Source organism: Streptomyces dangxiongensis, assembly GCF_003675325.1.
Lineage (GTDB): Bacteria > Actinomycetota > Actinomycetes > Streptomycetales > Streptomycetaceae > Streptomyces > Streptomyces dangxiongensis.
Window position 1 is genome coordinate 6,769,720 of record NZ_CP033073.1, and the last position, 24,186, is coordinate 6,793,905.

Sequence of the window (24,186 nt, forward strand, 5' to 3'; positions counted from 1 at the left end):
CGGTCAGCCCTCCCCGGTCGTGCCGCCGGCGCCGGACCGGCCCGGAGACGCGCAGGGGTCGGCACCGGCCCGGTCCGGAGCCCCGCAGCCGCGGGGGTCGGTGCCCGACCGGCCCGGAGCGCCGTGGCCGCGGGGGTCGGCGGTCCGCGGACCTGCCGTGGGCAGGACGCGCATCCGCTCCAGCACGTTCTCCGCCGTCGGCCGGGCCATCCGGTCCACGATCCGCCCGTCGGCGAGGAAGAGCACGAGATCCGAGCGTGCGGCGGCGCCCGGATCGTGGGTGACCATGACGACCGTCTGATCGAGGTCGTCCACGGCGCCGCGCAGAAAGCCCAGCACCTCCCGCCCGGCCTGCGAGTCCAGGTTGCCGGTCGGCTCGTCGGCGAAGATCAGCTCGGGCCGGGAGGCCAGCGCCCGCGCGCACGCCACCCGCTGCTGCTGACCGCCCGACAGTTGCGCCGGCCGGTGCGTGAGGCGGTCCCGCAGCCCGAGGGTGTCGATGACCTGGTCCAGCCACCGCGCGTCGGGTTTCCGGCCCGCGATGTCCATCGGCAGGGTGATGTTCTCGGCGGCGGTCAGCGTGGGGATGAGGTTGAACGACTGGAACATGAACCCGATCCGGTCCCGCCGCAGCCGGGTCAGCTCCCGCTCCTTCAGCCCCGTGATCTCGGTGGTGCCGAGCCACACCCGGCCGGCCGAGACGGTGTCGAGGCCGGCGAGGCAGTGCATCAGCGTGGACTTCCCGGAACCCGACGGGCCCATCACGGCGGTGAAGCGGCCCCGCGCGATGTCCACGTCCACCGCGTCCAGGGCGAGCACGGCCGTCTCGCCGGAACCGTACGCCTTGGTCAGCCCCCGGGCGCGGGCCGCGACCCCGCCGTCCGGGGCGTGCTGCGCAGCAGGTGTCGACACGAGCGCCTCCCGGTCGCCGAACCGTCCGTTCCGGGCGAGCGTAAGGGACCCGCCGAGCAGGCGCAGCGCTTCCGTGCGCCCCTTGCCGCCGCTAGCATCCCGGCGCTAGCGTCGAGGGATGGCGAAGACCCAGCTAAACGTGCGCGTGGACGAGGGCACCGCCCGCGCGGCCCGGGAGCGCGCCCTGGCCCGCGGCATGAGCGTGAACCGCTACATCGAAGAGCTGGTCAGACAGGACACCGGGGAGGCCGGCCGGACGTTCGTCGAGGCCGCCGCCGACTTCATGAAGCGGTACGAGTCCGCGTTCGCCGAGGAGTGCGCCGAACCCCGCCGCACCGACCACCGCGAAGACCGCGCCTGACTCTGAAGCCGATCCCTTGAACGACCTCCGCATCGACCTGGCCTGGCTCCTCATGCTCGCCGAACGGCAGACCCCCGGGGACCCGCAGGTCACCGACTGGGGCGCCCTCGTCGCCGCCGTCGCCCGGCACCGGGCCGAGATATTCGGCGTGCCGGTCTACGACACCCCGCACGCGCGGGCCGCGTCGCTGCTCCAACTGCTCATCCACGTCCCGGCCCTGGAGCGGTCCAACGCCCTGTTCGCCTCGGCGGTCGCCTACGGCTACCTGGTGGCCAGTGGCGTCAAGGTCGTCACCACACCCGAGCAGGTCAGGGACCTCGCCCGACTCGTCAAGGACGGCACGGCGAGCGTCGACGACATCGCGAGGCAACTGCGCCGCTGGACCGGTTGACCCGCTGCGGACAGGGACGGCCCGCTGGACCGGCCTGCGGCTCGGGACTGCCCGCTCGGACCGGCCTGCGGCTCGGGACTGCCCGCTCGGACCGGCTGACCGGCCCGCGGCTCGGGACGGCCCGCTGGATCGGCTGACCGGCCCGCGGCTCGGGACGGCCCGGTCCCCGTGGGCCGACGCCCGCGCCACGGCCGGGTCTCCGAGAGCCGACGCCCCCGTGGCGCGAGCCCCGTTACGGTGCCTCGCGGATCTGGAACGCCTCCGCGTCCCACGTGCCGTCGAGGCGGGGGGCGAGCCAGGCCGGTGCCGCGGTGCGGAACTCGGTGGGCGCCAGTGAGCCGGCCCCGGCGGGCAGGGCGCCCAGGAGCGGGGCGTCGGCGACCTCCGGCAGGTCGGCCACGTTGCAGCGGGTGGCCAGGTCGGGGAAGCCGGGCCAGCTACCGATCACCACCCCGGCCAGGTCCAGTTCCCGGCGTCGCAGTTCGCGCGCCGTCAACTCCGTGGTGTTGAGCGTGCCGAGCCCGGCCTGCGCCACCACCAGCACCGGCGCGCCCAGCAGCCGGGCCGCGTCGGCCAGTGTGCCGCCGGCCGCGTCGAACCGGACGAGCAGCCCGCCCGCCCCCTCGACCAGTACCAGATCGTGCTCGGTGGCCAGTTTGGCGGCCCGCTCGGCGACCTCGTGCGGATGCACCGGCGCCCTCCCGGCCCGCCGGGCCGCCGTGCCCGGCGCCAACGGGTCCGGGTAGCGGGCGAGTTCGGCGGTCGTGACGGGACCGGCAAGCCGCGCGACCTCGTCGGCGTCCCCGCGTTCGTCCGGCCGTACGCCCGTCTGGGCGGCCTTCAGCACGGCCACCGAGCGCCCGGCCGCGAGCGCCGCGGCGGCGACGGCGGCGGTGGTGACGGTCTTGCCGACCTCCGTGCCCGTCCCCGTGATCACCAGTACCGGCATCTCAACCCTCCCGCGCCGCGGCGCACACCGCGCGCGCGATCCGTGCCACGTCCTCGTCCGAGGTGACGTACGGCGGCATCGTGTAGACCAGGTCGCGGAACGGGCGCAGCCACACGCCCTCCCGCACGGCGGCGTCGGTGGCGGCCTCCATGTCGACCGCGTGGTCGAGCTGGACGACGCCGATGGCCCCGAGGACGCGGACGTCCCGCACCCCGGGCAGCTCGCGCGCCGGCGCCAGGCCCACCCGCAGGCCCGCCTCGATCCGCCGGACCTCCGCCTGCCAGTCCTGCCGCAGCAGCAGTTCGAGCGAGGCACAGGCGACGGCCGCCGCCAGCGGGTTGCCCATGAACGTCGGGCCGTGAGCGAGCACCGGCACCTCGCCGCGCGAGATGCCGTCGGCGACCCGCGCGGTGCACAGGGTGGCCGCCATCGTCAGATAGCCGCCGGTCAGTGCCTTGCCGACGCACATCACGTCCGGGCTGACGGCCGCGTGACCGGCAGCGAACAGCGCGCCGGTGCGCCCGAACCCGGTGGCGATCTCGTCGAACACCAGCAGCACGTCGTGCGCGTCGCACGCCTCGCGCAGCACCCGCAGATAGGCGGGGGAGTGGAAGCGCATGCCGCCGGCGCCCTGCACCACCGGCTCCACGATCACCGCGGCCAGCTCGTCCGCGTGCCGGGCGACCAGCTCGCGCAGCCGCTCCGCGTAGGACTCGTCGTACTCCGCGGGCGGCGCGTCGGCGAACACCTGGCGCGGGAGCACGCCGGTCCACAGCTCGTGCATCCCGCCCTCGGGGTCGCACACCGACATCGGCTGCCAGGTGTCCCCGTGGTAGCCGCCCCGCCAGGTCATCAGGCGCTGTTTGCCGGGCCGGCCGAGCGAACGCCAGTACTGGAGGCACATCTTCACCGCGACCTCCACCGACGGCACGGAGGAACCCACAGCTCTCGGCGACAGCGATGTCGAAAGAGCTTCGCGAGCCGGACGGCGGGCTCGTGGGTGAGCCCGCCGAACATGACGTGGCTCATCCGCCCGAGCTGCTCGCGCACGGCCTCGTTCAGCACCGGGTGGTTGTAGCCGTGGATGGCCGACCACCACGACGACATGCCGTCGACCAGCTCCCCGGAGCCGTCGGCCAGCCGCAGCCGGACCCCGCTCGCGGCCTCCACCACGAGCGGCTCGGCACGTCCGGGCATCGGTCCGTACGGATGCCACACATGCCGCCGGTCCAGCTCCAGCAGTTCCGCCACGCCGAGGTCAGGCATTGGGCGCGAGATCCGTCCCGGCGCCCCGGCGGCGGACGGCGACGAGGTCGGTCCGCGGCTCCCGCGCCGCCGGAGCGGTGGACGCGGCCGACCCGCACCCGCCGCCGTCGTGGCAGCCGCCGCCGTCCTCGTGGCAGCTCCCGGCGTCCGTCCGGTGCTCCGGCAGCGTCACCTCGCCGGCGCTCTCCACCTCGAACCCGGCGTCCGCGAGCATCTCCAGGTCGGCCTTGCCGGCCTGGCCCTCGCTGGTCAGGTAGTCGCCGAGGAAGATGGAGTTGGCCAGGTGCAGCGCGAGCGGCTGCATCGTGCGCAGGTGCACCTCGCGGCCCCCCGCGATGCGGACCTCCACGTCCGGGCAGACGAACCGGACCATCGCGAGGATGCGCAAGCAGCGCTGCGGGGTGAGGTTCCACTCCTTGGCCAGCGGGGTTCCCTCGAACGGGATGAGGAAGTTCACCGGAACGGAGTCGGGGTCCAGTGCGCGCAGCGAGAAGACGACGTCGACGAGGTCCTCGTCCCTCTCGCCCATGCCGGCGATGAGACCCGAACAGGCGGACAGTCCGGCGGCGTGCGCCTTCTGCACCGTGTCCACCCGATCGGCGTACGTGTGGGTGGTGGTGATGTCCTCGTAGGTCGACTCCGAGGTGTTGAGGTTGTGGTTGTAGGCGTCCGCGCCGGCCTCGCGCAGCCGCTCGGCCTGGCCGTCGGAGAGCAGGCCGAGGCAGGCGCACACCTCGACGCCCTCGTGTCGCTCCTTGATGGCCTTGATGGTGTCCGAGACCCGGTCCACGTCCCGGTCCGTCGGACCCCGCCCGCTGGCCACCAGGCAGACCCGCTTGGCGCCGCCCGCGAGACCCGCGGCGGCGGCCTGGGAGGCCTCGTCCGGCTTGAGCCAGGTGTACTTCAGGATGCCGGCCTCGGAGCCGAGCCGCTGGGAGCAGTAGGAGCAGTCCTCCGGGCACAGGCCCGACTTGAGGTTCACCAGATAGTTGAGTTTCACCCGTCGCCCGAACCAGTGCCGGCGCACCTTGCCGGCCGCGGCCACCACATCGAGCAGGTCGTCGTCGGAGGTGGCCAGAACGGCGAGTGCTTCCTCGCGGGTCGGCAGCTCGCGCCGAAGCCCCTTGTCCACCAGCGTGTTCAGCAGGTCCATGAGGCCCGATCCTGTCCTACGGGACCGCCCGGGGCCAAGGAGAGTTTGCACAACGGAGACGGTTCACGGTGTGGGTATTGCCACACACTGGGTGGCTGGTCGTGCCGCTAAGGTCTGTCCGCTACCTACAAAAGCACCGGAGGACCCATGGCGTTCGGCTGGATCGACGAGCAGGCCGAGACGCGCCGCCGCGCCGGACTCGTCCGCACCCTGCGCCCGCGCCCCGCCGACTCCCCGCTGCTGGACCTGGCGAGCAACGACTATCTGGGCCTGGCCCACCATCCGGAGGTCACCGAGGGGGCGGCACAGGCGGCGCGGACGTGGGGCGGGGGCGCCACCGGGTCCCGGCTGGTGACCGGCACCACCGAGCTGCACACCGAGCTGGAGCGCGCGTTGGCCGCGTTCTGCGGGTTCGAGGCGGCCCTGGTCTTCTCCTCCGGCTACGCGGCGAACCTGGCCGCGGTCACCGCCCTCGGCCCGCACGGCTCGCTGATCGTCTCCGACGCGGGCAACCACGCCTCGCTCATCGACGGCTGCCGGCTCGCGCGAGGCGGCACGCAGGTCGTCGGGCACGCCGACCCGGAGGCCGTGCGCAAGGCGCTCGGCACGCACGGGGGAGCGGCGATCGTCGTCTCCGACACGGTGTTCTCGGTCGACGGGGACCGGGCACCGCTGGCCGCGCTGGCCGCCGCGTGCCGGGAGTACGGCGCCGGGCTGGTCGTGGACGACGCCCACGGGCTCGGCGTGCTGGGCGACGGCGGCCGGGGCGCGCCGTACGCGGCCGGGCTCGCGGGCGCCGGCGACGTGGTCGTCACGGCGACCCTGTCCAAGTCGCTGGGCAGTCAGGGCGGTGGTGCTGGGTCCGGCCCGGGTGATCGACCATCTGGTCAACGCGGCCCGCACGTTCATCTTCGACACGGGTCTGGCGCCGGCGGCGGCCGGTGCCGCGCTGGCCGCGCTGCGGCTGCTGGAGCGCGAGCCGGGACGGGCGGCGCGGGCCCGCGAGGTGGCCGCGGAACTGCGCGCACGGCTGACCGCCGGCGGGTCTGGAGGCGGTACGTCCGGACGCCGCGGTGGTCTCCGTGCGGGCTCCGTCCCCGGAGCAGGCGGTGCGCTGGGCGGCCGACTGCCGTACGGCGGGCCTGTCCGTGGGCTGCTTCCGTCCCCCCTCCGTGCCCGACGGCATCTCACGGCTGAGGCTGACCGCCCGCGCGGACCTGTCCGGGGCCGAGATCGCACACGCTGTACGGGTCATCGGCGAGACGCGACCATGAGTCGGCGTGACACGGCCGTGTGTCGCCGGATGACGATGGGAAATTGACCGATTCTGATCAGAGCGCGGTGAGGAATCCCGCCCAGCTACCGGCGGAGAAGAGCAGCGCCGGTCCGGCCGGATTCTTCGAGTCGCGCACGGCGAGCAGCCCGGTTTCGGGGCCGGAGCGCGGCCGGGCCGTCTCCACGCAGTTGTTGGCTCCCGTGCTGTAGCTGCTGCGCAGCCAGCGCACGTCGTGCAGATCGGTACTGGCGAGGATGTTCCGAGGCGGAGCGGGCATGGTGCCTCCTTACGCGCCGTCACCTATTGCGGCGATGTAGTCCAACGAGTCCTCGGGGGAAAGGGCGTGGAACTGGAGCGTCTTGAAGGCCTCGGCGTAGGCCCCCAGGTCTTCTTTCCGTTCCAGGTAGAGGCTACTCATCAACTGGTCGAGAACGACTACATCCAGATCGGAAGTGCTTGGAAATGAGAAGATAACGAAAGGGCCAGTGAGGCCGATATGTGCTCCGGCCGTGAAGGGCAGGATCTGGAGCCGGACCTGGGGCAGCGAGGCGGCCTCCATCAGCCGCTGAAGCTGACGGGACATCACCCCGGGACCGCCGACCTCGCGGCGCAGCACCGCCTCGTCCAGCACGGCGCTCAGCGCCAGCGGCGGATCCGCACGCAGCACGTCCTGTCTGGCCAGACGCACCTCCACCAACGTGTCCAGGCGGTCCTCGTCCAGGTCCTTCACGGCCGCCCGGGTCACCGCGCGGGCGTACTCGGCGGTCTGGAGCAGACCGGGTACGACCGTGGTCTCCAGGGTGCGCATGGCGCACGCCTGCGACTCCAGGCTGATGAAATCGCGGTACGTGGGCGGCAGTTCCCCGCGGTAGGCGTGCCACCAGCGGTGCCGCCCGCCCGCGTCCCGCGCCCCCGCCAGCATCAGCAGTAACTCGCGCAGGTGCCCGTCGATGACGCCGTAGGCGTCCAGCAGCGACCGCAGATCGGCCGGTTTCACACCGCTGGCACCGGTCTCGATCCGGCTCACCTTCGACTGGTGCCAGCCGACGAGCCGGGCCGCCTCCCCGCTCGTCAATCCGGCGCCGGTACGCAGCCTGCGCAGTTCGGCACCCAGTTTGCGACGGCGCACCGCCGGACCGTTCTGCATGGGCTCCTCCTTACTCCTTCCGGGCCGCCCGCACACGGTTTCACAGCGCAGAGTTCACCGCTTCGAGCGACAGATATATGCATATCCCGGCGGATCGCTCCCCCTGACCGACCCGTTGGTGGCAGTCTGGCGAACAAGCACCAGTTCCGGGACCGTACTCGAAGCATTCGCTGTAAGTCGGACCGCGGTCCCGCGGGAAAGGGACGACGTCGCCATGGCAGACCATCTGGAAGCTTCCGTCACTCTGCCGAGCGATCCCGCCTCGGTCCGTGCCGCTCGCTCCTACGTCGTGGGCACCCTCGCGGAGTGGGGCCTGCCGGCGGACACCGAAACGGCCGACACCGTGCGGCTCATCGTCTCGGAGCTGGCCACCAACGCCGTCCAGCACACCTTCGGCCAGTCGCCCACCTTCACGGTCGACATCGCACTGGACCGTGACGAGCACCTGCGCATCGGCGTCACGGACAGTCATCCCCGTTTCCCGAAGAGGCTGCCCGCCGCCGTGCAGCAGGACAACGGCCGGGGAATGGTCATCGTCCGCTGGCTCACCGCGGCGCACGGCGGCAGACTCCGTGTCCGCCCGACCCGTGAGGGCGGCAAGACGGTCTGCGTCGAACTCCCGTGGACGCTCCCGGCCGCCCCGTTACCGGCAGGCGCACCTCAGGAGCCCTGAGCGTGGGGCCGGGCCGGCAGGGGCCGTGCCGGCCCCGGGCCGCCCGTACGCCGCGGGCGGGCACCGGGGCGATGTCACGGCGCTGCTACGCCGCGTGGAGCGGGCCCGGCGCCCGGAGCCGGCCCTTCACCGGGGCCGGCGCCGCGCTCCCGCTCCGTGGCCGGGTCAACTGACCCGGCCGTACCAGACGCTCCTGGTCCAGATCTTCTGGAGCCTCACCACGTCACCGGTCTTCGGGGCGTGCCAGATCTTGCCGTGGCCCGCGTAGATGCCGACGTGGTACACGTTGGAACCCGAGTGGAAGAACACCAGATCGCCCGCCTTGCGGCTGCGGGCGGAGATGTGGTGGGTCTTGTTGTACTGCTGCGCGGCGGTGCGCGGCAGCTTCTTGCCCACCTTTTTGAAGGAGTAGAGGGTCAGCCCCGAGCAGTCGAACCTGCGCGGACCTGTGGCGCCCCACTTGTACGGTGCACCCTTCTTGGAGGCCGCGACCTTGAGTGCCTTCGTCGCCATCGTCGCGGCGGACGCGTCAGTGGCGAGGCCGGGCACCGCGATCGAGCCGCCCACGGCGGCGAGGGTGAGGGCCGAGGCCGTGCCGGCCCGGGCCATCAGTGACGGGACACGATTGAGCGCAGTCATGCGCAACCCTTCGTCAGCCGCCTGTGAAGGATGACCTGTCGGATTCGGGCTGGCGAAGTTGCCCGGCCGCGTTGCCGCGGCTTCACCCCAAGGGCTGCTCGGAACCCCGCCCGTCTGCGTCGAACAGACGAACATGTGCTCCGGCGACCCGTCTTGCCTGGGTCCTCCACTCCTGCCGATCCACTCCTGTCGACCGGTCATCCGGGCGGCGGCAGGACTCGGCGTCCGCCCGGATCGCCCCGCCGCGGTGGCGGGGGCTTGTCGTCAGACAGGGATCTTGACCTACAACTGTCGGAAAATCCCAACGGAATCGGGGATTTGTGGTGTTACTCACCACTCACCCGTTCGGGTGGACATTGTTGTGTTCGAGTTGCCGTCAGGAGCCGTTCGTAGCACCGGACCTGGAGCTAAACGCTTTCCGGCGCACATTGAACCCGCATGCCGAGCAAGTCGGGAAGCCGGAAAATCATTCCGGATGTCCACCGGACGGGCGTACCTCGTTCGGGCCGTTTCGCGTCCGGTCCGACCGGAAGGCGTCGACACGGGGACCCCGTCCGGCCCGACGGGAGTCCGGCTCAGCCCACGGCGTCGGGTGGGAGCGCGACGCGAGCGGTGCGGCGCTCGCCGTCCAGCACGCGCAAGGCCCGTGCCAGCGTGTCCCCGTGCAGCTCCGTCTCGCCCCGCTGGTGCATCACCTCGAGCGCGTCCCGCAGCTCTGCCGCCTTGCGCACCAGGGCCTGGGCCGCGCGCAGCCCGTGGTACGTGTCCCCGTGCCGGGCCGGATTGACGCGGCCCAGCAGGTCGGCGGCCTCCAGGTAACGGTCGATCAACTCGCCCTCGGCGCGGGTCAGCGCGGGCAGCGGTGGCAGGTCCGGCGGCATCTGGGGGCTCACCTCGCGTCCTGTGCGCCGGGCGCGTCCCGGCGGCTGGGCACGATGTGGTCCACCAGGCCGTAGGCGAGGGCGCCGGGGGCGTCCAGGTACAGGTCCCGCTCCAGATCCTCGTGCACCTGTCCGGCCGTGCGCCCCGTGTGCCGGACGAGCATCTCCGCCAGCAGTGCGCGGACCCGGGTCAGCTCCTCGGCCTCGACGAGGAGATCGCTGGGCCGGCCGCGCACCGGTTCGGGCAGTCGGAGCTGGTCGATGAGCATGCGCGCGCCGGGCAGCGCGAACCGCTTGCCCGGGGCGCCGGCCGCGAGCAGCACCGCGGCGGTGGAGGAGGCCTGTCCCAGGCAGTACGTCGCCACGTCGCAACTGATGTAACGCATGGTGTCGTAGATCGTGGTCATGGCGTGGAAGGGGCCGCCGGGCGAGTTGACGTACAACGTGATGTCCCGGTCCGGGGCCGCGTGTTCGAGGTACATGAGCTGCGCCGTCACGTCGCTCGCGGCGGCGTCGTCGACCGGGGCGCCGAGAAGGACGATCCGGGACTCGAAGAGCTTGCCGTACGGGTCGAGCGTGCGGGCGCCGCTTGTGGTGCGCTCGGTGAACTCCGGCAGGACATGGCGGGCGAACGGTCGGGACATGGACACACCCCTCCTCACGGCGGACCGGCTCCGGCCCGCTCTCCGTAAAAAATGTACAGGACGTACGTAAGGCGAGAGGCGTGCACCGACGAAACGCGCCGTCCGTCGCGGCGGGGCCCGGAGCGGCGGACCGTGGCTGCCGGGACGGCCGGCCCCGCGGGGTTGCCCCGTAAGCTGGTGGTATGGCCTACGAGATTCCGGTGACGCAAGCCAGGGCTGAACTCGCCGACCTGATCAACCGGGTCGTGTACGGCGGTGAGCGTGTCGTCGTGACGCGGCACGGCAAGCCCCTGGTCGCCCTGGTCTCGGCCGCCGACCTGGAGCGCCTCGACGCCCTCGACGAACCGGACGAGGAGCAGATCGTCAGCTCGGTGTCGCGGGTGCGTGAGAGCGGGCCGGGCGGGCGCGAGCAGCAGCGCTTCGGGATAGCGGCCGAGCACCGGGGGCCGGGCGTGTCCTGAGGCGCGCCGCCGGGAGGAGCCGGTATGACGGAGCCCATCGCGCGGTCATGCGCCCATCAAGGCCTGGTTAACGTCGTTGAAACTCCGGCGTTCTAGCCTGCCGCTCCACGCCACCAGGGGTTTTTCTGCCCGGGATCGACAACGATCCGGGGATTTGTCTGTGTGTTACACCTATCCCCGTCGCGGTGGCTGCGGCAACCGGACCCCGCACGGTCCGGAGCAAGGACTGTGAGGTGGGACGTGCAACTGACCCCGCACGAGCAAGAGAGGCTGCTGATCCATGTGGCAGCCGACGTGGCCGAGAAGCGCAGGGCGCGCGGGCTCCGGCTCAACCACCCCGAAGCGGTCGCCCTCATCACGTCGCACATCCTGGAGGGCGCCCGGGACGGCCGTACCGTCGCCGAGCTGATGTCCTCCGGTCGCAAGCTGCTGACCAGGGACGACGTCATGGACGGGGTGGCGGAGATGATCCACGACGTCCAGGTGGAGGCCACCTTCCCGGACGGCACCAAGCTCGTCACCGTGCACGAGCCGATCTTCTGAGGGGCGCGGCGATGATTCCCGGAGAGATCCTGTTCGCGGACGGCCCCGTCGTGGTCAACGAGGGTCGCGAGGTCACCCGCCTGACCGTCCTCAACGCCGCCGACCGGCCGGTCCAGGTCGGCTCGCACTACCACTTCGCCGAGGCCAACCCCGGCCTGGAGTTCGACCGTGCCGCCGCGCGCGGCAGGCGGCTGAACGTCGCCGCCGGTACCGCCGTGCGCTTCGAGCCCGGCATCCCCGTCGAGGTCGAACTCGTCCCCCTCACCGGCACCCGGATCGTGCCGGGCCTGCGCGGCGAGACCGGAGGTGCCCTCGATGCCTGAGATCTCCCGCGGCGCCTACGCCGACCTGTTCGGCCCCACCACCGGCGACCGGATCCGGCTCGCCGACACCGACCTGCTGATCGAGATCGAGGAGGACCGCTCCCGGGGGCCCGGCGGATCCGGGGACGAGGCGGTCTTCGGCGGTGGCAAGGTCATCCGCGAATCCATGGGCCAGTCCCGCGCCACCCGGGCCGAGGGCACCCCCGACACCGTGATCACCGGTGCCGTCGTCGTCGACCACTGGGGCGTCGTCAAGGCCGACGTCGGCATCCGCGACGGCCGGATCACGGCCCTCGGCAAGGCCGGCAACCCGGACACCATGGACGGCGTCCACCCCGGCCTCGTCATCGGCCCCGAGACCGAGATCATCGCGGGCAACGGGCGCATCCTCACCGCCGGTGCCATCGACGCCCACGTCCACTTCATCTGCCCCCAGGTCGCCGACGAGGCGCTGGCCTCCGGCATCACCACCCTGGTCGGCGGCGGCACCGGCCCCGCCGAGGGCTCCAAGGCGACCACCGTGACGCCCGGCCCCTGGCACCTGGCCCGCATGCTGGAGGCGATGGAGGCCTACCCGGTCAACGTCGGCCTCCTCGGCAAGGGCAACACCGTCAGCCACGAGGCGATGCTCTCCCAGATCCGCGGCGGCGCCGTCGGGCTGAAGCTGCACGAGGACTGGGGTTCCACCCCGGCCGTCATCGACGCCGCGCTCACCGTGGCCGACCGCACGGGGATCCAGGTCGCCATCCACACGGACACCCTGAACGAGGCCGGGTTCGTCGGCGACACCCTCGCCGCGATCGCGGGCCGGGGCATCCACTCGTACCACACCGAGGGCGCCGGCGGCGGTCACGCGCCGGACATCATGACGGTCGTCTCCCAGCCCAACGTCCTGCCGAGCTCCACCAATCCGACCCGGCCCTTCACCGTCAACACGACCGAGGAACACCTCGACATGCTGATGGTGTGCCACCACCTCAATCCGGCCGTCCCCGAGGACCTGGCGTTCGCCGAGTCCCGGATCCGCCCCTCCACCATCGGCGCGGAGGACATCCTCCACGACCTGGGCGCGATCTCCGTCATCTCCTCCGACTCCCAGGCCATGGGGCGGGTCGGCGAGGTCATCCTGCGCACCTGGCAGACGGCCCACGTCATGAAGCGGCGGCGGGGCGCGCTGCCCGGCGACGGGCACGCCGACAACCACCGCGTCCGGCGCTACGTCGCCAAGTACACGATCAACCCGGCGCTCGCCCAGGGCCTCGGCAGCCTGATCGGCTCCGTGGAGAGCGGCAAGCTCGCCGACCTGGTGCTGTGGGAACCCGCGTTCTTCGGGGTCAAGCCGCTCCTCGTGCTCAAGGGCGGACAGATCGCGTACGCGCAGATGGGCGACGCCAACGCCTCCATCCCCACCCCGCAGCCGATCCTGCCCCGGCCGATGTACGGCGCGATCGGCAGGGCCCCCGCCGCCAACTCCGTCAACTTCGTGGCCGGCCTCGCGATCGAGGACGGCCTGCCGGAAAGGCTGGGGCTCGGCAAGCGGTTCGTCGCGATCGACTCCACGCGTGCGGTCACCAAGGCCGACATGCGCGAGAACGACGCCCGGCCCGACGTCCGGATCGACCCCGACAGCTTCGCCGTGCGCATCGACGGGGAACTGGTCGAGGCCACCCCGGCCGTCGAACTGCCCATGGCCCAGCGTTATTTCCTCTTCTGATGTCCAGGGCAGCACTGCTCGTCCTCGCCGACGGCCGCTTCCCCGCCGGAGGACACGCGCACTCCGGCGGGGCGGAGGCCGCCGTCAGGGCGGGCCGCATCACCGACGCCGCGGGCCTGGCGGACTTCTGCCGGGGCCGGCTGCACACCGCCGGACTGGTCGCGGGAGCGCTGGCGGCAGCCGCCGTACTCGGCGCGGAGCCGGGGGAGCTGGACGCCGCGGCGGACGCCCGTACGCCGTCGCCCGCCCTGCGGACCGCCGCCCGCCGGCTCGGGCGCCAGTTGCTGCGGGCCACGCGGGCGAGCTGGCCGTGCGGCGAACTCGACGCACTGGCCCGGAGGTTCCCCAAGGGGGCGCACCAGCCGGTGGTCCTCGGTGTCGCCGCACGGGCGGCCGGACTCGGCCCGGACGACGCGGCGTACTGCGCGGCGTACGAGAGCGTGAGCGGGCCGGCGACGGCCACCGTGCGTCTGCTCGGTCTCGACCCGTTCGACGCGACCGGTGTGCTGGCCCGGCTGGCGCCGGAGCTGGACCGCGTCGCGGACCGGGCCGTGACGGCGGCCCGACGGGTGGCCGACGACGGCGTCGACGCCCTGCCGGCCGCCTCCGGACCCCTGCTGGAGATCGGCGCCGAGTGGCACGCGGCCTGGCCGGTACGGCTGTTCGCGTCCTGAAGTCCCCAGTCCCCATCACCCTGCCGCCCCCTCCGCCGCCGTCCCCGGGCATCGGACGGGCCGGGCGGACCATCCCCCTCGTCCCCCAGGAGCCGCACATGCACCTCGACCGCACCCACGACGGCCCGGCCGCGCTCAGCGCCGACGCCCACCGCCCCGACGGACGGCGCCGCGCCCTGCGCATCGGCCTCGGCGGCCCCGTCGGATCCGGCAAGACCGCCACCGTCGCAGCGCTCTGCCGGGCGCTGCGCGACGAACTGTCCCTCGCCGTAGTCACCAACGACATCTACACCCGCGAGGACGCCGAGTTCCTGCTCCGGGAGGCCGTGCTGCCGCCCGAGCGGATCAGCGCCGTGGAGACGGGCGCCTGCCCGCACACCGCGATCCGCGACGACATCTCCGCCAACCTCGAGGCCGTGGAGGACCTGGAGGACGCCATCGGCCCGCTGGACCTGATCCTCGTCGAGTCCGGCGGTGACAACCTCACCGCGACCTTCTCCAAGGGGCTCGTGGACGCCCAGGTCTTCGTCATCGACGTCGCCGGCGGCGACGACATCCCGCGCAAGGGCGGCCCCGGCGTCACCACCGCCGACCTCCTCGTCGTCAACAAGACGGACCTCGCCCCGTACGTCGGCTCCGACCTCGCCCGGATGGCCGCCGACGCCGAGGCGCAACGGGCGGGCCTGCCGGTCGTGTTCCAGTCGCTGCGCGGCGGGACCGGCGTCGCCGACGTGGCCGCGTGGGTCCGCGAGCGGTACACCGCGTGGACGGCGTGACCCTCGCCGGCGTCCGGGCGGGCGCCCGTGTCGTCGCCCGCCCCGACGGCCGCGGCGGTACCGCACTGCCCGTCCTGGACGGCGAGGGCCCGCTGGCACTGCGCCGTACCCGGGCGGCCGGACCCGGGGCACGGGTCATGGTCGTCGGCGCGATGAGCGGTCCGCTCGGCGGCGACCGCTTCACGCTGGCCGCGCGGGTGGAGCAGGGCGCCCGGCTGCACGTCGGATCGGCCGCCGCCACGATAGCGCTGCCCGGACAGACCGGGGACGAAGCCCGTTACGACGTACGGCTCGACGTGTCCGACGGCGGCGAACTGTACTGGCTGCCCCAGCAGTTGATCTCGGCCGAGGGCAGCGACCTGTACGTCACCACCCGGGCCGAACTCCACGCCGGCGCCCGGCTCGTGCTGCGCGAGGAACAGGTGCTCGGGCGGGCCGGGGAACAGCCCGGGCGGCTCACCAGCCGGCTGACCGTACGGATCGCAGGCCGCACGGTGCTGGACCAGGAGCTGGCCTGCGGGCCCGGCGCGCCGGGCGGCTGGGACGGGCCGGCCGTGCTCGCCGGACACCGGGCGGTCGGTCAACTCGTGCTGGTCCGCCCGGAGTTCGCCGACGAGCCGCCGGCCGCCCGGATGCTGGGGGAGTGCGCCGCACTGGTGCCGCTCGCCGGGCCCGCCGCGCTCGTCAGCGCGGTCGCCCCCGACGCGTTGCGGCTGCGGCGGCTGCTGGACGCGGAGTTGGAGCGGCTGGAGCCGCTCGGCCGGTGAACAGGGCTCCGCTCAGTGATACTTGATCATCCGGTTATCGGATTGGTAAAGATGGGCGGCAAAGTCTGTTCTCAGCCGCCTCACAACCGAGAGGATCCCCCGCCTGACCACTCGCAGCGAGGTACGGGGAGGAGGGGCCCCCTTGAGGGAGAACAGACCGAAGAGCCGCCTGTGGGCGTTCGGTTCCGCCGGAGTACTCGTCACCGCCACCCTGATCGCCGGGGCGGTGTCCGCGCCCGCGGCCGGTGCCGCCGGCCGGCCCGGCCCGGACCGGGAGGCCAAGGGCGCCGCGACAGCCGCCGCCCGCGCCGCCCGGGCCGGCATCGACTGGCAGGACTGCCCCACCGGCTGGGGGCTGGCCAAGCCCATCCAGTGCGGCTGGGTCAGCGTGCCGCTCGACTACGCCCACCCCTACGGCAAGCAGATCAAGCTCGCCGTGGACCGCATCGGCAACACCGGCACCCCGCAGGAGCGCCAGGGCGCCCTCGTCTACAACCCCGGCGGCCCCGGCGGCTCCGGCCTGCGCTTCCCGACCCGGGTCACCAACAAGAACGCCGTCTGGGCGAACGTCGCCAAGGCCTACGACTTCGTCGGCTTCGACCCGCGCGGCGTCGGCCACTCGACGCCCATCTCCTGTGTCGACCCGCAGGAGTTCGTCAAGGCGCCCAAGGCCGACCCGGTGCCGGACAGCGAGGCCGACAAGACCGCGCAGCGCAAACTGGCCCGCGAGTACGCGGAGGGCTGCGGCGAGCGCAGCGCCGCGATGCTGCCGCACATGACCACGCCGAACACCGCCCGGGACATCGACGTCATCCGCGCCGCGCTGGGCGAGAAGAAGATCAACTACCTCGGCGTCTCCTACGGCACGTACCTCGGCGCCGTCTACGGCACCCTCTTCCCGGGCCACCTGCGCCGGATGGTCGTGGACAGCGTCGTCGACCCCTCCCGCGAGAACATCTGGTACCAGGCCAACCTGAACCAGGACATCGCCTTCGAGGGCCGCTGGAAGGACTGGGAGGACTGGGTCGCCGCGAACGACGCCGCCTTCCACCTCGGCACCACCCGCGCCGCCGTCCAGGACAAGTGGCTCCGGCTGCGCGCCACCGCGAAGAAGAGCCCCATCGGCGGGCTCGTCGGACCGGCCGAGCTGATCTCCTTCTTCCAGAGCGCGCCGTACTACGACTCCTCGTGGGCGCCGGTCGCCACGGTGTTCGGCAAGTACGTCGCCGGTGACACCCAGGCGCTGGTCGACGCCGCCGCACCGGACCTGTCGGACACCGCCGGCAACATCGCCTCGGAGAACTCCAACGCCGTCTACACGGCCGTCGAGTGCGCCGACGCCAAGTGGCCCACCAACTGGCACACCTGGAACCGGGACAACACCCGGCTCAACAAGGACTACCCGTTCATGACCTGGGCGAACGCCTGGATGAACCTGCCGTGCGCCACCTGGCCGGCCAAGCAGCACCACCCGCTGGAGGTCAGGACCCACCGGGGCCTGCCCAAGGTCCTGATCGTGCAGTCGACCCGTGACGCGGCCACCCCGTACCAGGGCGCCGTCGAACTGCACCACCGCTTCCGGGGCTCCCGCCTGATCACCGAGAAGGACGCGGGCTCCCACGGCGTGACCGGCCTGGTCAACCCGTGCATCAACCAGCGCGTCGACGCCTATCTCATCGACGGCACGCTGGACGGCGCGGACGTGACCTGCGCCCCGCACGCCACGCCCAAGCCGTAACCGCACCGGCACGATGACAGGGGCGGCCGGACCACCGGCCGCCCCTCCGTCCTGTCCGGCGCCGGGAACCGCGGCGCCGGGGAACCGGCTCAGCGGCGCCCGCGGAACCCGCGCTCCCGCCCGCGCCTCCCGGCCGCCTGCCGCTCCTTGACGACGGCCGCGTACTCGTCGGCGTACTCCTGACCGGACAGCGCCATGACCGCGTACATGATCTCGTCGGTGACGGCCCGCAGCACCGCCTTCTCCTCCTCCATGCCGGCGTAGCGGGAGAAGTCCAGGGGCCGGCCGAAGCGGATGGTGACCGGGCGGATCCGGGGGACGACCCTGCCGGGCGGCTGCGCCTCGAACGTGCCGATCATCGCGCAGGGCACGACCGGGACCCCGGCCCTGAGCGCCATCACGGCCACACCCACCTTGCCCTTGTACAGCCGGCCGTCGTGCGAGCGGGTGCCCTCCGGGTAGACACCGAGCAACTCACCCCTGCCCAGCACCCCGAGACCCTCACGGATCGCCGCCCGGCCCGCCTCCTTGCCGGAACGGTCCACCGGGATCTGCCCGGCGCCGCGGAAGAAGAACGCGGTGAGCCGGCCCTTCACGCCGGGCCCGGTGAAGTACTCCGCCTTGGCGAGGAACGTGATGCGGCGTTTCAGGATCGCCGGCATCAGGAAATGGTCGGAGAAGGACAGGTGGTTCCCCGCGACGATCGCCGCCCCCGACGCGGGCACGTGCTCCAGGCCCTCGATCCGGGGACGGAAGGCCAGTCTGAGCCAAGGCCCCAGCAGGACGTACTTGAGCAGGTAGTAGAACACGGCTCGCTCCTCCCTCTGCCGACTCCCCTCGGAACCGGCGTTTCCCCAGGTCGAGCTAGGGATCACGGACACAGACTGATGTGCACCTGTCGTCATCTGTAGCCATGTTCGCGCGGTCTCATGCTGACCCTTTGCCGGGTTGGCCGATGGCCGGTCAGTGTCTGTGGGACAGGGGGAGTGGTCGGGCCGACCGGACCACTCGCGGAAGGTCCGGGTCCGCCGGCCGTCGCAGTGGCGTCCGAAGGCGCCTGCTCTGCCGCGAACCGGGGAGTCGTTCGGCGAGGACTTGGACATCGCCTGGCTCGTCAGGGCGGCCATGGCGGCGCCGAAACCGAGGCCGATGCAGGATGAAGGCGGGCACCACGTCGACGGCGTACTGGCCGTCGCCTACCTCTGGAGGCGGCCCCGTGGGTGAGCCGTCTCCCGTGGTCGGCTAGCTCAGCAGGGGAAGGTGCCGCTGTAGAGGGCGTGTCCGTAGGAAGAGCTTCCGGAGCCGAAGCCGTAGATACCGTCGTCGCTCCAGACCGCTTCGCGGAAGCCGTTGACGCAGGTCGAGGCCGGCGCGACCGCGAAGCCCTCCAGGTTGTCGGTCGGCATGACGGCCGGGTTGGTGTAGGTCACGTCCGGCACAATCGCGCCGGAGGCGTTGACCTTCATGAAGGTGTGTGTCTCACCGCAGGTGTTGTCGCAGGTCACGGCGATGCGCTGGGTGCCGGCGTCGAACGTCACGTCCATCACGGAGGCCTTGCCGGTCATGATCGTGCCGAACGTGGTGAACGTGCCGTCGGAGTTCAGACCGTAGACGTGCAGCGAGCCGTCCCACTCCAGGCCGGCGAAGAACAGGCCCGACCCGTGCAGCGGGTAACTCGCCGGGTCGTAGGCGGCGCCGGTGAGCGGGTCGACCCAGCCGTTCGCGGTCAGCCAGCTATCCGGCACGTACCCGACGCCCTCGAAGCCGAGGTTGGCGTCGTCCTTGCTGCCGGTGTTGAGCTGTGGAAATTGTGAGGTCATGTCCCACTGGTGAACCGGCGTCAGCGTCGATCCGGTCGCCGCCGGGTCGAACTCCAGGATCGTGTCCTTAGGCACCGTGTTCTTGGTGTTGTCGCGCTCGGAGGTCACGTAGATGTGGCCATTGCCGCCGACCGTCAGACCCTCGGAATCCGGCTCGCCGGAGCCGCCCGCGAAGTGGATCTGCTTGCCGGTCGCGCTCCAGGTCGCGTCCGGGATCCACTTGCCGTTGCTCTTGACCAGCTTGTACAGCCAGTTCTTGTTCTTGGCGGCCCACAGCACCGACGGGTTCGCCGGGTCGAACGCCAGGCCGCTCAGGTCCCGGCCTTCCGCGCCGGTGGATGTGGTGAACGCGCAGGCGTTGTCCGTGATCGTGACATCCAGCCCGCCCGGCCACGCCAAGGTGTCCGTCGGGGTGGAACCCGTGCCGGAGGGCGCCTCGGGGGCACAGCCGCTGGTGATCGAGCCGCCGCCGCCCAGCAGCCGGCCGGTCTGGGTGCCGCCGCCACCGCCGGTGCTGCCCGAACAGGAATTCGCGTTGCCGAACGTCGCGGTCGTGGCGGTCCGGAACCAGCCGGTGCCGTTGGCGCAGCGCTCGTCCGACGGCTTGGCACCGTCGGTCACCCAGGTCACCGAGTCGATGGTGTTGCCACTGCTGTCGACGAGGAAGACCGAGTCGGTGTCGCCCAGCCCGACGGTGGAGTTGAACGTGACGTAGCCACCCGCGGGGATGCTGGTCGCGCTCGGCGAGGAGGACGAGACCGACACCGGGGAGTGAGAGGTGTCGCTGTCGACGTACCTCCACGCCCCGACGCTGACCGCGCTCGTTCCGCCGTTGTACAGCTCCACGGTGTCGGAGCCGTTCGATGTGACCTCGTTGATCCGCACCCGGCTCGCCGCCGGGATCGGCGACGGGCAGCCTGAGGCGTTCGAGGCGCCGAACGTGGACGCCGAGGTCGCGGTCACCCACGCCCCGGTGCCGTCGCCGCCACAACGCGCCATCCCCGGCGTCGCCCTGTCGGTCGCCCACTCGACGCGGTCGACCACCGTGCCGCCGGCCGTGTAGATCACGAGCTTGTCCGAATCACCAAGCCCCTTGGGCGAGTTGAAGGTGACGAAGCCGCCGGCCGGGATCGTGCTGGAGGACGGGCTGAACGACTGCGGCGAGAAGCTGTCATCGGACATCTTCCAGCCGCTGATGCTCACTGCGGTCGAGCCGGTGTTGTACAGCTCCACCGTGTCGCTGTTCGACGAGGTGACTTCATTGACCCGAACGTTCAGGTAGCCTGCGGGGTCCGCGGCAGCCGCTGGCTGAGCGGCCAGCATCCCTGTGATGAGCAGGCCTGCAAGCATCGAAGCCGCAGCGCGTACAGAGGCGACGCCGGCACGCGAGTGTGAGGTAGGCACGAGGCGGAACTCTGGCGGCACGATCTTGAAACGCCGTGTACTCCGGCTGAACGCCACCTGCTGGCCACCGGAACGCCAGGCGCGCATCGCCACCGACGCGTGGTCCGCCGCCGGGAATGTTCTCGGCGCCGGGCGTAGCGTGAAGTGACGGATTCGAATCCGAACTCGAAGTGGTGCGCTGCGGCGAGCGGTCCTGATCACGGGACTTACCAGGCCGCACGAACCCAGCGCGCCTGCATCATCACCCTGAGGGAGTCGGTGAGTTCATGCGCGCGCTCGTAGCCGTAGGGGCCGGCGAGCCCACCGATGTCCTGCGGCTGGAATCCCGGCCTGTTCCCACGCCGAGCGCCGGACAGGCGCTGATCCGTGTGAAGGCGACTCCGATCCACGCCAGTGATCTGCACGTGCTACGCGGCCGCTATGGTTTCTCGCCCGCTTTTCCCGCTGTCGGGGGCCACATGGAATGCGTGGGCCGTATCGCGGCCCTGGGCTCGGATACGGATACCGAAGGACTGAGGGTGGGCGAGCGCGTGGTGGCCGCTGTGGTCCCGGCGGTACCCGGGCCCCCTGTGGCCGGCACCTGGCAGGAATACCTCGTTGCCGACACGCGAAGGCTTCTGCCGGTCCCCGACCATCTGAGCGACTCCAGCGCCTGTCAACTCGCGGTCAACCCGTTGACCGCGCTGCTCCTCGTGACGCGCGAACTCGACGTCCAGCCGGACGAATGGCTGTTGCAGACGGCCGCGGGCTCGACCGTCGGCCGGCTCGTCATTCAGTTGTCCAGGCATCTGGGTGTTCACACGATCAATGTCGTTCGGCGACGCGATGCCGTCGAGGAGATCGAAGCGCTTGGCGGTGACGAAGTCATCTGCACTGAGGATGAGAACCTGTTGCAGCGTGTGGCCGAGATAGCGGGGCCGGTCGGCGTGCGGAAGGCCGTCGACTGTGTAGCGGGCCCCCTGGGTGCCCAGGTGTCCCAGGCATTGGCTCCGGGAGGGGAGGTCGTGGTCTACGGCGCGCTCTCCACCCACCGGCAGACCGACCCGGCAGCGCTGACGATCCCACTGCAGGCACGCTCGGTCATCTACGGCACCAAAGCAGTCCGTGGCTTCTGGCTGAACCGCTGGTTCGGCACTGTCTCACCCGCGGAGGCGCTGCGCGCGCTGTCCCAGGTTCGCGGTCTCGTCGCCGATGAGGTACTGAGCATACCCCGGGGCCGGCCGTTCCCGCTGGAACGCTTCGCTGAAGCCGTCTCGCTCGCCGAAGCACCCGCACACGGCACCAAACCACTCTTCGTCTTCGAAGACGGCCGGGACGAAGACGTCAGGTAGGAAGCGGCCTGCCGGTGCGTCAGCGGTGCGCCGCGACGTGCCAGGGCCGCCGGGTGAACGTGGCCGAGCCCGATGAAGTCCCCGCCATTCGACCAGGTCAGCGCCGGCACCAGTGTTCCGGGGAGGCCTCGCACGTCATCTCTGCGGCGGTCACTTCATGTGGACTGGTCGCCGACGGTGAAATTCGGGGCCGTAGCCGAGCGCCGTCTCACATGCGTCGCTGCGGCGTTCGATGCACGCTGGTGGGGGAGAGGACTTCGTACGTGGGGGCCCTGTGTGCGCGACGGCCCGGCCGTCCCGGCACCGGCCCGAGATGCAGGCGAAGATCGAGAGCCGGCCTCCGGGTGATGGGTCTCCCTTCGCGCGAGTCGCGCATGGGCCTGGGGGGCCGGGACGCGGTCCGGTCAGGGCCTCCCATCGCAGGGCGGGCCGTGCCTCGCCCCAGTGCCTGCTGCACTCGGCAGGCGGCAGCGGGAAGGAAGCGCCATGGAGATCAAAGGGACGGGCCGAGGTCCCCGCCGACGAGCGGACCAAGCAGATCAAGGATGCCCTGGCGCGACCACTCCGTGAGAACAAGCCCGGACGGGACCGCGGCGGCACAGCACAGGAGGAATCATGACTTCTGAACCGCCTGGGAGGCACAGCGTCGGCGGCCTGCCCTTGGTCGGGCAGACCCTCGTCATCATCGGCGGAAGCGCGGGCATCGGGCTGGCGACCGCACGGCTCGCCCGTGACCAGGGCGCCTCCGTGGTCCTCACCGGACGGGACCCGGAACGGCTGCGCACCGCGGCCAAGGAGGCCGACGCGCTCAGCACCGCGGCCTTCGACGCCCATGACCCGGTGCGGCTGGAGCGGTTCTTCCAGCAGCTGCCAGGGCCGATCGACCACGTGTTGGTCACCGCGGGCGGCCCGTCCTACGGCCGCCTTCTGGACATGGACGCCGAGCAGGCACGCCGGGCGATCAGCGACCACATGGTGCTCGCACTCGAGGTAGCGCGCCACTGCGCCGGCACCGTACGGCCGGGCGGCACGCTGCTGCTCCTGGGCGGCACGGGAGGCCGCCGGATCCGGGCCGCTCTGGGCGTCGTCCCCGCGGTCACCGCCGCGATGCCCGCGTTCACGGCCAGTCTCGCACTCGAGCTCGCGCCGGTCCGGGTGAACCTGATCGCCGCCGGCTTCGTGGACACGCCGTTGTCGGCCCGGCTGCTCGGCGACGCGCTCGACACCCGTCGCGAGGAGCTGCGCGGCGCGCTGCCGATCGGCCGTGTAGTCGTACCCGACGACGTGGCGGCGCTCGCCGTGCACATCATGACCAACACCGCACTCACGGGTGCGACCTACGACATCGACGGAGGCCAGCAACTCCTCGGCTGAGCCACACGTCGACGGCGATCATTTGCCACATGACGATGCTCAGCGACGTCACCGCGGCCCTCAGCCCCGAGATGCTGCACGCCGCTCGCGAACCTGGATACCCAGCCTCTCGGTGGGGACGGACGTATCCGCTGCGCAGGTTCACGAACGTGGCTTCGCCGTTGTCCAGCGTCATCGGCAGCCATGTCCGGCTGGCGCGGTGATCGTCATTGCTGCCGATCGAGAGTTGTTCGAGCGAAGCGGTCGAGTCGGTGGAGTACTTCGCAGCGACCCGTCCGCCCCTTTCAGCCGAGGACGACGGGTTGTCCGGTCAGTGCCACGCCGGCCCGGCGCAGTTCGTCGATGGCGTGGTCGGTGGTGTCGGCGGCGACGCCGGCGGTGTAGTCGAGCAGGACACGTACCGTGAAGCCGGCTTTCACCCCGTCCAGCGCGGTGGCCTTCACGCAGTGGTCGGTGGCGATACCGACGACGTCGACGTCGCTGACGCTGCGCGCGCGAAGCCAGTCGGCCAGGGACGTGCCGTCCTGGGCCGAGCCCTCGAAGCCGCTCTTCGAAGCGGAGTGGGCACCTTTGTAGAAGACCTCGTCGACCACGCCGGAAGCGGCGGTCGGCGCGAAGTGCGGATGGAAGGCGCTGCCCTCGCTGCCGACCACGCAGTGCACAGGGAAGGAGTTCTGGTAGTCCGGATGGTCCGAGAAGTGACCGCCCGGATCGATGTGATGGTCGCGGGTGGCGACGATGTGCGCGTACTCGCTGCCGGCGGAACGTCGGACCATCTCGGCGATGGCGCGGGCCCGGTCGGTGCCGCCCTTCACCGGGACACTGCCGCCCTCACAGAAGTCCTTCTGAACATCGACAATGACCAGAGCACGGCACACAGTGCGATCCCTTCCTCACAGCAACCTGTGCCGTACGCCTGCCCGTCCGCAGCGGACCGGGTGCACCGCGGGCCCGGTATTCACCTGACCG

General features: G+C 71.7%; 26 protein-coding genes, 3 pseudogenes and 1 riboswitch. Of the genes and pseudogenes, 16 read left to right on the forward strand and 13 right to left on the reverse strand.

The features are described 5' to 3' along the window. Nucleotides 1–3 precede the first annotated feature (3 nt). Complete coding sequence (locus D9753_RS30665) at nucleotides 4–912, reverse strand: ABC transporter ATP-binding protein (RefSeq protein ID WP_240468326.1); 909 nt, start codon at nucleotides 910–912, stop codon at nucleotides 4–6. Between the two features lie 118 nt (nucleotides 913–1,030). On the opposite strand from D9753_RS30665, the gene D9753_RS30670 reads away from it, so the two are divergent. Both D9753_RS30670 and D9753_RS30675 read left to right on the forward strand, forming a co-directional pair. Continuing rightward, nucleotides 1,031–1,273 carry a toxin-antitoxin system HicB family antitoxin gene (locus D9753_RS30670; RefSeq protein WP_121789950.1) on the forward strand — a complete coding sequence of 81 codons (243 nt, stop codon included), beginning with the start codon at nucleotides 1,031–1,033 and terminating at the stop codon, nucleotides 1,271–1,273. 16 nt (nucleotides 1,274–1,289) lie between these two features. Then, entirely contained in the window at nucleotides 1,290–1,664 is a 375-nt protein-coding gene (locus D9753_RS30675) for a fic family toxin-antitoxin system, toxin component (protein WP_121789951.1), read from the forward strand. A 232-nt stretch (nucleotides 1,665–1,896) separates the two neighbouring features. Here D9753_RS30675 and bioD read toward each other — a convergent pair whose 3' ends face one another. The 3 genes and pseudogenes from bioD to bioB form a co-directional block, all read right to left on the reverse strand. Then, nucleotides 1,897–2,613 carry a dethiobiotin synthase gene (gene bioD / locus D9753_RS30680; protein WP_121789952.1) on the reverse strand — a complete coding sequence of 239 codons (717 nt, stop codon included), beginning with the start codon at nucleotides 2,611–2,613 and terminating at the stop codon, nucleotides 1,897–1,899. A gap of 1 nt (nucleotide 2,614) precedes the next feature. Further along, a pseudogene (locus tag D9753_RS30685) lies at nucleotides 2,615–3,879 on the reverse strand (adenosylmethionine--8-amino-7-oxononanoate transaminase). After that, a complete protein-coding gene (gene bioB / locus D9753_RS30690; RefSeq protein WP_121789953.1) occupies nucleotides 3,872–5,032 on the reverse strand; it encodes a biotin synthase BioB in 1,161 nt (386 codons plus the stop codon). The pseudogene D9753_RS30685 and the gene bioB overlap by 8 nt, the downstream one beginning before the upstream one ends. A 147-nt stretch (nucleotides 5,033–5,179) precedes the next feature. Here bioB and D9753_RS30695 point away from each other — a divergent pair. After that, a pseudogene (locus D9753_RS30695) lies at nucleotides 5,180–6,306 on the forward strand (8-amino-7-oxononanoate synthase). 57 nt (nucleotides 6,307–6,363) lie between these two features. Here the strand turns inward: D9753_RS30695 and D9753_RS30700 are convergent. Beyond that, nucleotides 6,364–6,585 (reverse strand): DUF397 domain-containing protein, encoded by a 222-nt coding sequence (locus D9753_RS30700; protein ID WP_121789954.1) that lies wholly within the window; start codon nucleotides 6,583–6,585, stop codon nucleotides 6,364–6,366. 9 nt (nucleotides 6,586–6,594) lie between these two features. After that, complete coding sequence (locus D9753_RS30705; protein ID WP_121789955.1) at nucleotides 6,595–7,455, reverse strand: helix-turn-helix domain-containing protein; 861 nt, start codon at nucleotides 7,453–7,455, stop codon at nucleotides 6,595–6,597. Between the two features lie 214 nt (nucleotides 7,456–7,669). Between D9753_RS30705 and D9753_RS30710 the strand changes: the two genes are divergently transcribed. Further along, nucleotides 7,670–8,128: an ATP-binding protein gene (locus tag D9753_RS30710; RefSeq protein WP_121789956.1), complete on the forward strand. Its 459-nt coding sequence runs from the start codon at nucleotides 7,670–7,672 to the stop codon at nucleotides 8,126–8,128. A gap of 165 nt (nucleotides 8,129–8,293) precedes the next feature. On the opposite strand, the gene D9753_RS30715 is transcribed toward D9753_RS30710, so the two are convergent. From D9753_RS30715 to D9753_RS30725, 3 genes are all read right to left on the reverse strand, one after another. Then, nucleotides 8,294–8,767: a C40 family peptidase gene (locus tag D9753_RS30715; RefSeq protein ID WP_121789957.1), complete on the reverse strand. Its 474-nt coding sequence runs from the start codon at nucleotides 8,765–8,767 to the stop codon at nucleotides 8,294–8,296. Between the two features lie 3 nt (nucleotides 8,768–8,770). After that, a riboswitch (cyclic di-AMP (ydaO/yuaA leader) is annotated at nucleotides 8,771–8,907 on the reverse strand. Nucleotides 8,908–9,342: 435 nt separating this feature from the next. Next, nucleotides 9,343–9,648 carry a hypothetical protein gene (locus tag D9753_RS30720; RefSeq protein ID WP_121791372.1) on the reverse strand — a complete coding sequence of 102 codons (306 nt, stop codon included), beginning with the start codon at nucleotides 9,646–9,648 and terminating at the stop codon, nucleotides 9,343–9,345. An 8-nt stretch (nucleotides 9,649–9,656) separates the two neighbouring features. Next, nucleotides 9,657–10,292: an ATP-dependent Clp protease proteolytic subunit gene (locus D9753_RS30725; protein WP_121789958.1), complete on the reverse strand. Its 636-nt coding sequence runs from the start codon at nucleotides 10,290–10,292 to the stop codon at nucleotides 9,657–9,659. Between the two features lie 182 nt (nucleotides 10,293–10,474). Between D9753_RS30725 and D9753_RS30730 the strand changes: the two genes are divergently transcribed. The 8 genes from D9753_RS30730 (at nucleotide 10,475) to D9753_RS30765 (ending at nucleotide 17,288) form a co-directional block, all read left to right on the forward strand. Next, nucleotides 10,475–10,753 carry a type II toxin-antitoxin system Phd/YefM family antitoxin gene (locus tag D9753_RS30730; RefSeq protein ID WP_121789959.1) on the forward strand — a complete coding sequence of 93 codons (279 nt, stop codon included), beginning with the start codon at nucleotides 10,475–10,477 and terminating at the stop codon, nucleotides 10,751–10,753. Between the two features lie 240 nt (nucleotides 10,754–10,993). Continuing rightward, the gene (locus D9753_RS30735) at nucleotides 10,994–11,296 is read left to right on the forward strand and encodes an urease subunit gamma (RefSeq protein ID WP_121789960.1); all 303 of its coding nucleotides are present in this window, start codon (nucleotides 10,994–10,996) and stop codon (nucleotides 11,294–11,296) included. A gap of 11 nt (nucleotides 11,297–11,307) precedes the next feature. Continuing rightward, a complete protein-coding gene (locus tag D9753_RS30740) occupies nucleotides 11,308–11,619 on the forward strand; it encodes an urease subunit beta (RefSeq protein WP_121789961.1) in 312 nt (103 codons plus the stop codon). Continuing rightward, entirely contained in the window at nucleotides 11,612–13,333 is a 1,722-nt protein-coding gene (locus tag D9753_RS30745; protein ID WP_121789962.1) for an urease subunit alpha, read from the forward strand. The genes D9753_RS30740 and D9753_RS30745 overlap by 8 nt, the downstream gene beginning before the upstream one ends. Beyond that, entirely contained in the window at nucleotides 13,333–14,007 is a 675-nt protein-coding gene (locus tag D9753_RS30750) for an urease accessory protein UreF (protein WP_121789963.1), read from the forward strand. The genes D9753_RS30745 and D9753_RS30750 overlap by 1 nt, the downstream gene beginning before the upstream one ends. A gap of 98 nt (nucleotides 14,008–14,105) precedes the next feature. After that, a complete protein-coding gene (gene ureG / locus D9753_RS30755; protein ID WP_121789964.1) occupies nucleotides 14,106–14,783 on the forward strand; it encodes an urease accessory protein UreG in 678 nt (225 codons plus the stop codon). Further along, nucleotides 14,771–15,550 carry an urease accessory protein UreD gene (locus D9753_RS30760; RefSeq protein WP_240468327.1) on the forward strand — a complete coding sequence of 260 codons (780 nt, stop codon included), beginning with the start codon at nucleotides 14,771–14,773 and terminating at the stop codon, nucleotides 15,548–15,550. Before ureG ends, D9753_RS30760 begins: the two co-directional genes overlap by 13 nt. 142 nt (nucleotides 15,551–15,692) lie before the next feature. Then, complete coding sequence (locus tag D9753_RS30765) at nucleotides 15,693–17,288, forward strand: alpha/beta hydrolase (protein ID WP_121789965.1); 1,596 nt, start codon at nucleotides 15,693–15,695, stop codon at nucleotides 17,286–17,288. A gap of 89 nt (nucleotides 17,289–17,377) precedes the next feature. Here the strand turns inward: D9753_RS30765 and D9753_RS30770 are convergent, their stop codons facing one another. Together D9753_RS30770 and D9753_RS30775 are read right to left on the reverse strand one after the other, a co-directional pair. Then, nucleotides 17,378–18,097, reverse strand: coding sequence for a lysophospholipid acyltransferase family protein (locus D9753_RS30770; protein ID WP_121789966.1), 720 nt, complete (start codon nucleotides 18,095–18,097; stop codon nucleotides 17,378–17,380). Between the two features lie 438 nt (nucleotides 18,098–18,535). Further along, on the reverse strand, nucleotides 18,536–19,993 hold the full coding sequence (locus D9753_RS30775) for a lamin tail domain-containing protein (protein ID WP_240468503.1): 1,458 nt from the start codon (nucleotides 19,991–19,993) through the stop codon (nucleotides 18,536–18,538). Here D9753_RS30775 and D9753_RS38265 point away from each other — a divergent pair. Continuing rightward, nucleotides 19,887–20,171, forward strand: a complete 285-nt coding sequence (locus tag D9753_RS38265; protein ID WP_240468538.1) for a hypothetical protein — start codon at nucleotides 19,887–19,889, stop codon at nucleotides 20,169–20,171. The two genes, D9753_RS30775 and D9753_RS38265, sit on opposite strands and share 107 nt — an antisense overlap. A gap of 20 nt (nucleotides 20,172–20,191) precedes the next feature. Here the strand turns inward: D9753_RS38265 and D9753_RS39100 are convergent. Next, a pseudogene (locus D9753_RS39100) lies at nucleotides 20,192–20,599 on the reverse strand (lamin tail domain-containing protein); the annotation flags it as partial. Nucleotides 20,600–20,778: 179 nt separating this feature from the next. Between D9753_RS39100 and D9753_RS30780 the strand changes: the two are divergent. The 3 genes from D9753_RS30780 (at nucleotide 20,779) to D9753_RS36760 (ending at nucleotide 23,420) form a co-directional block, all read left to right on the forward strand. Then, complete coding sequence (locus tag D9753_RS30780; RefSeq protein WP_121789968.1) at nucleotides 20,779–21,843, forward strand: zinc-dependent alcohol dehydrogenase family protein; 1,065 nt, start codon at nucleotides 20,779–20,781, stop codon at nucleotides 21,841–21,843. Nucleotides 21,844–22,458: 615 nt separating this feature from the next. Beyond that, on the forward strand, nucleotides 22,459–23,217 hold the full coding sequence (locus tag D9753_RS30785) for an SDR family oxidoreductase (RefSeq protein WP_121789969.1): 759 nt from the start codon (nucleotides 22,459–22,461) through the stop codon (nucleotides 23,215–23,217). A gap of 29 nt (nucleotides 23,218–23,246) precedes the next feature. Further along, a complete protein-coding gene (locus D9753_RS36760; RefSeq protein ID WP_163010836.1) occupies nucleotides 23,247–23,420 on the forward strand; it encodes a hypothetical protein in 174 nt (57 codons plus the stop codon). Between the two features lie 81 nt (nucleotides 23,421–23,501). Here D9753_RS36760 and D9753_RS30790 read toward each other — a convergent pair whose 3' ends face one another. After that, nucleotides 23,502–24,095 (reverse strand): isochorismatase family protein, encoded by a 594-nt coding sequence (locus D9753_RS30790; RefSeq protein ID WP_121789970.1) that lies wholly within the window; start codon nucleotides 24,093–24,095, stop codon nucleotides 23,502–23,504. Between the last annotated feature and the right edge of the window lie 91 nt (nucleotides 24,096–24,186).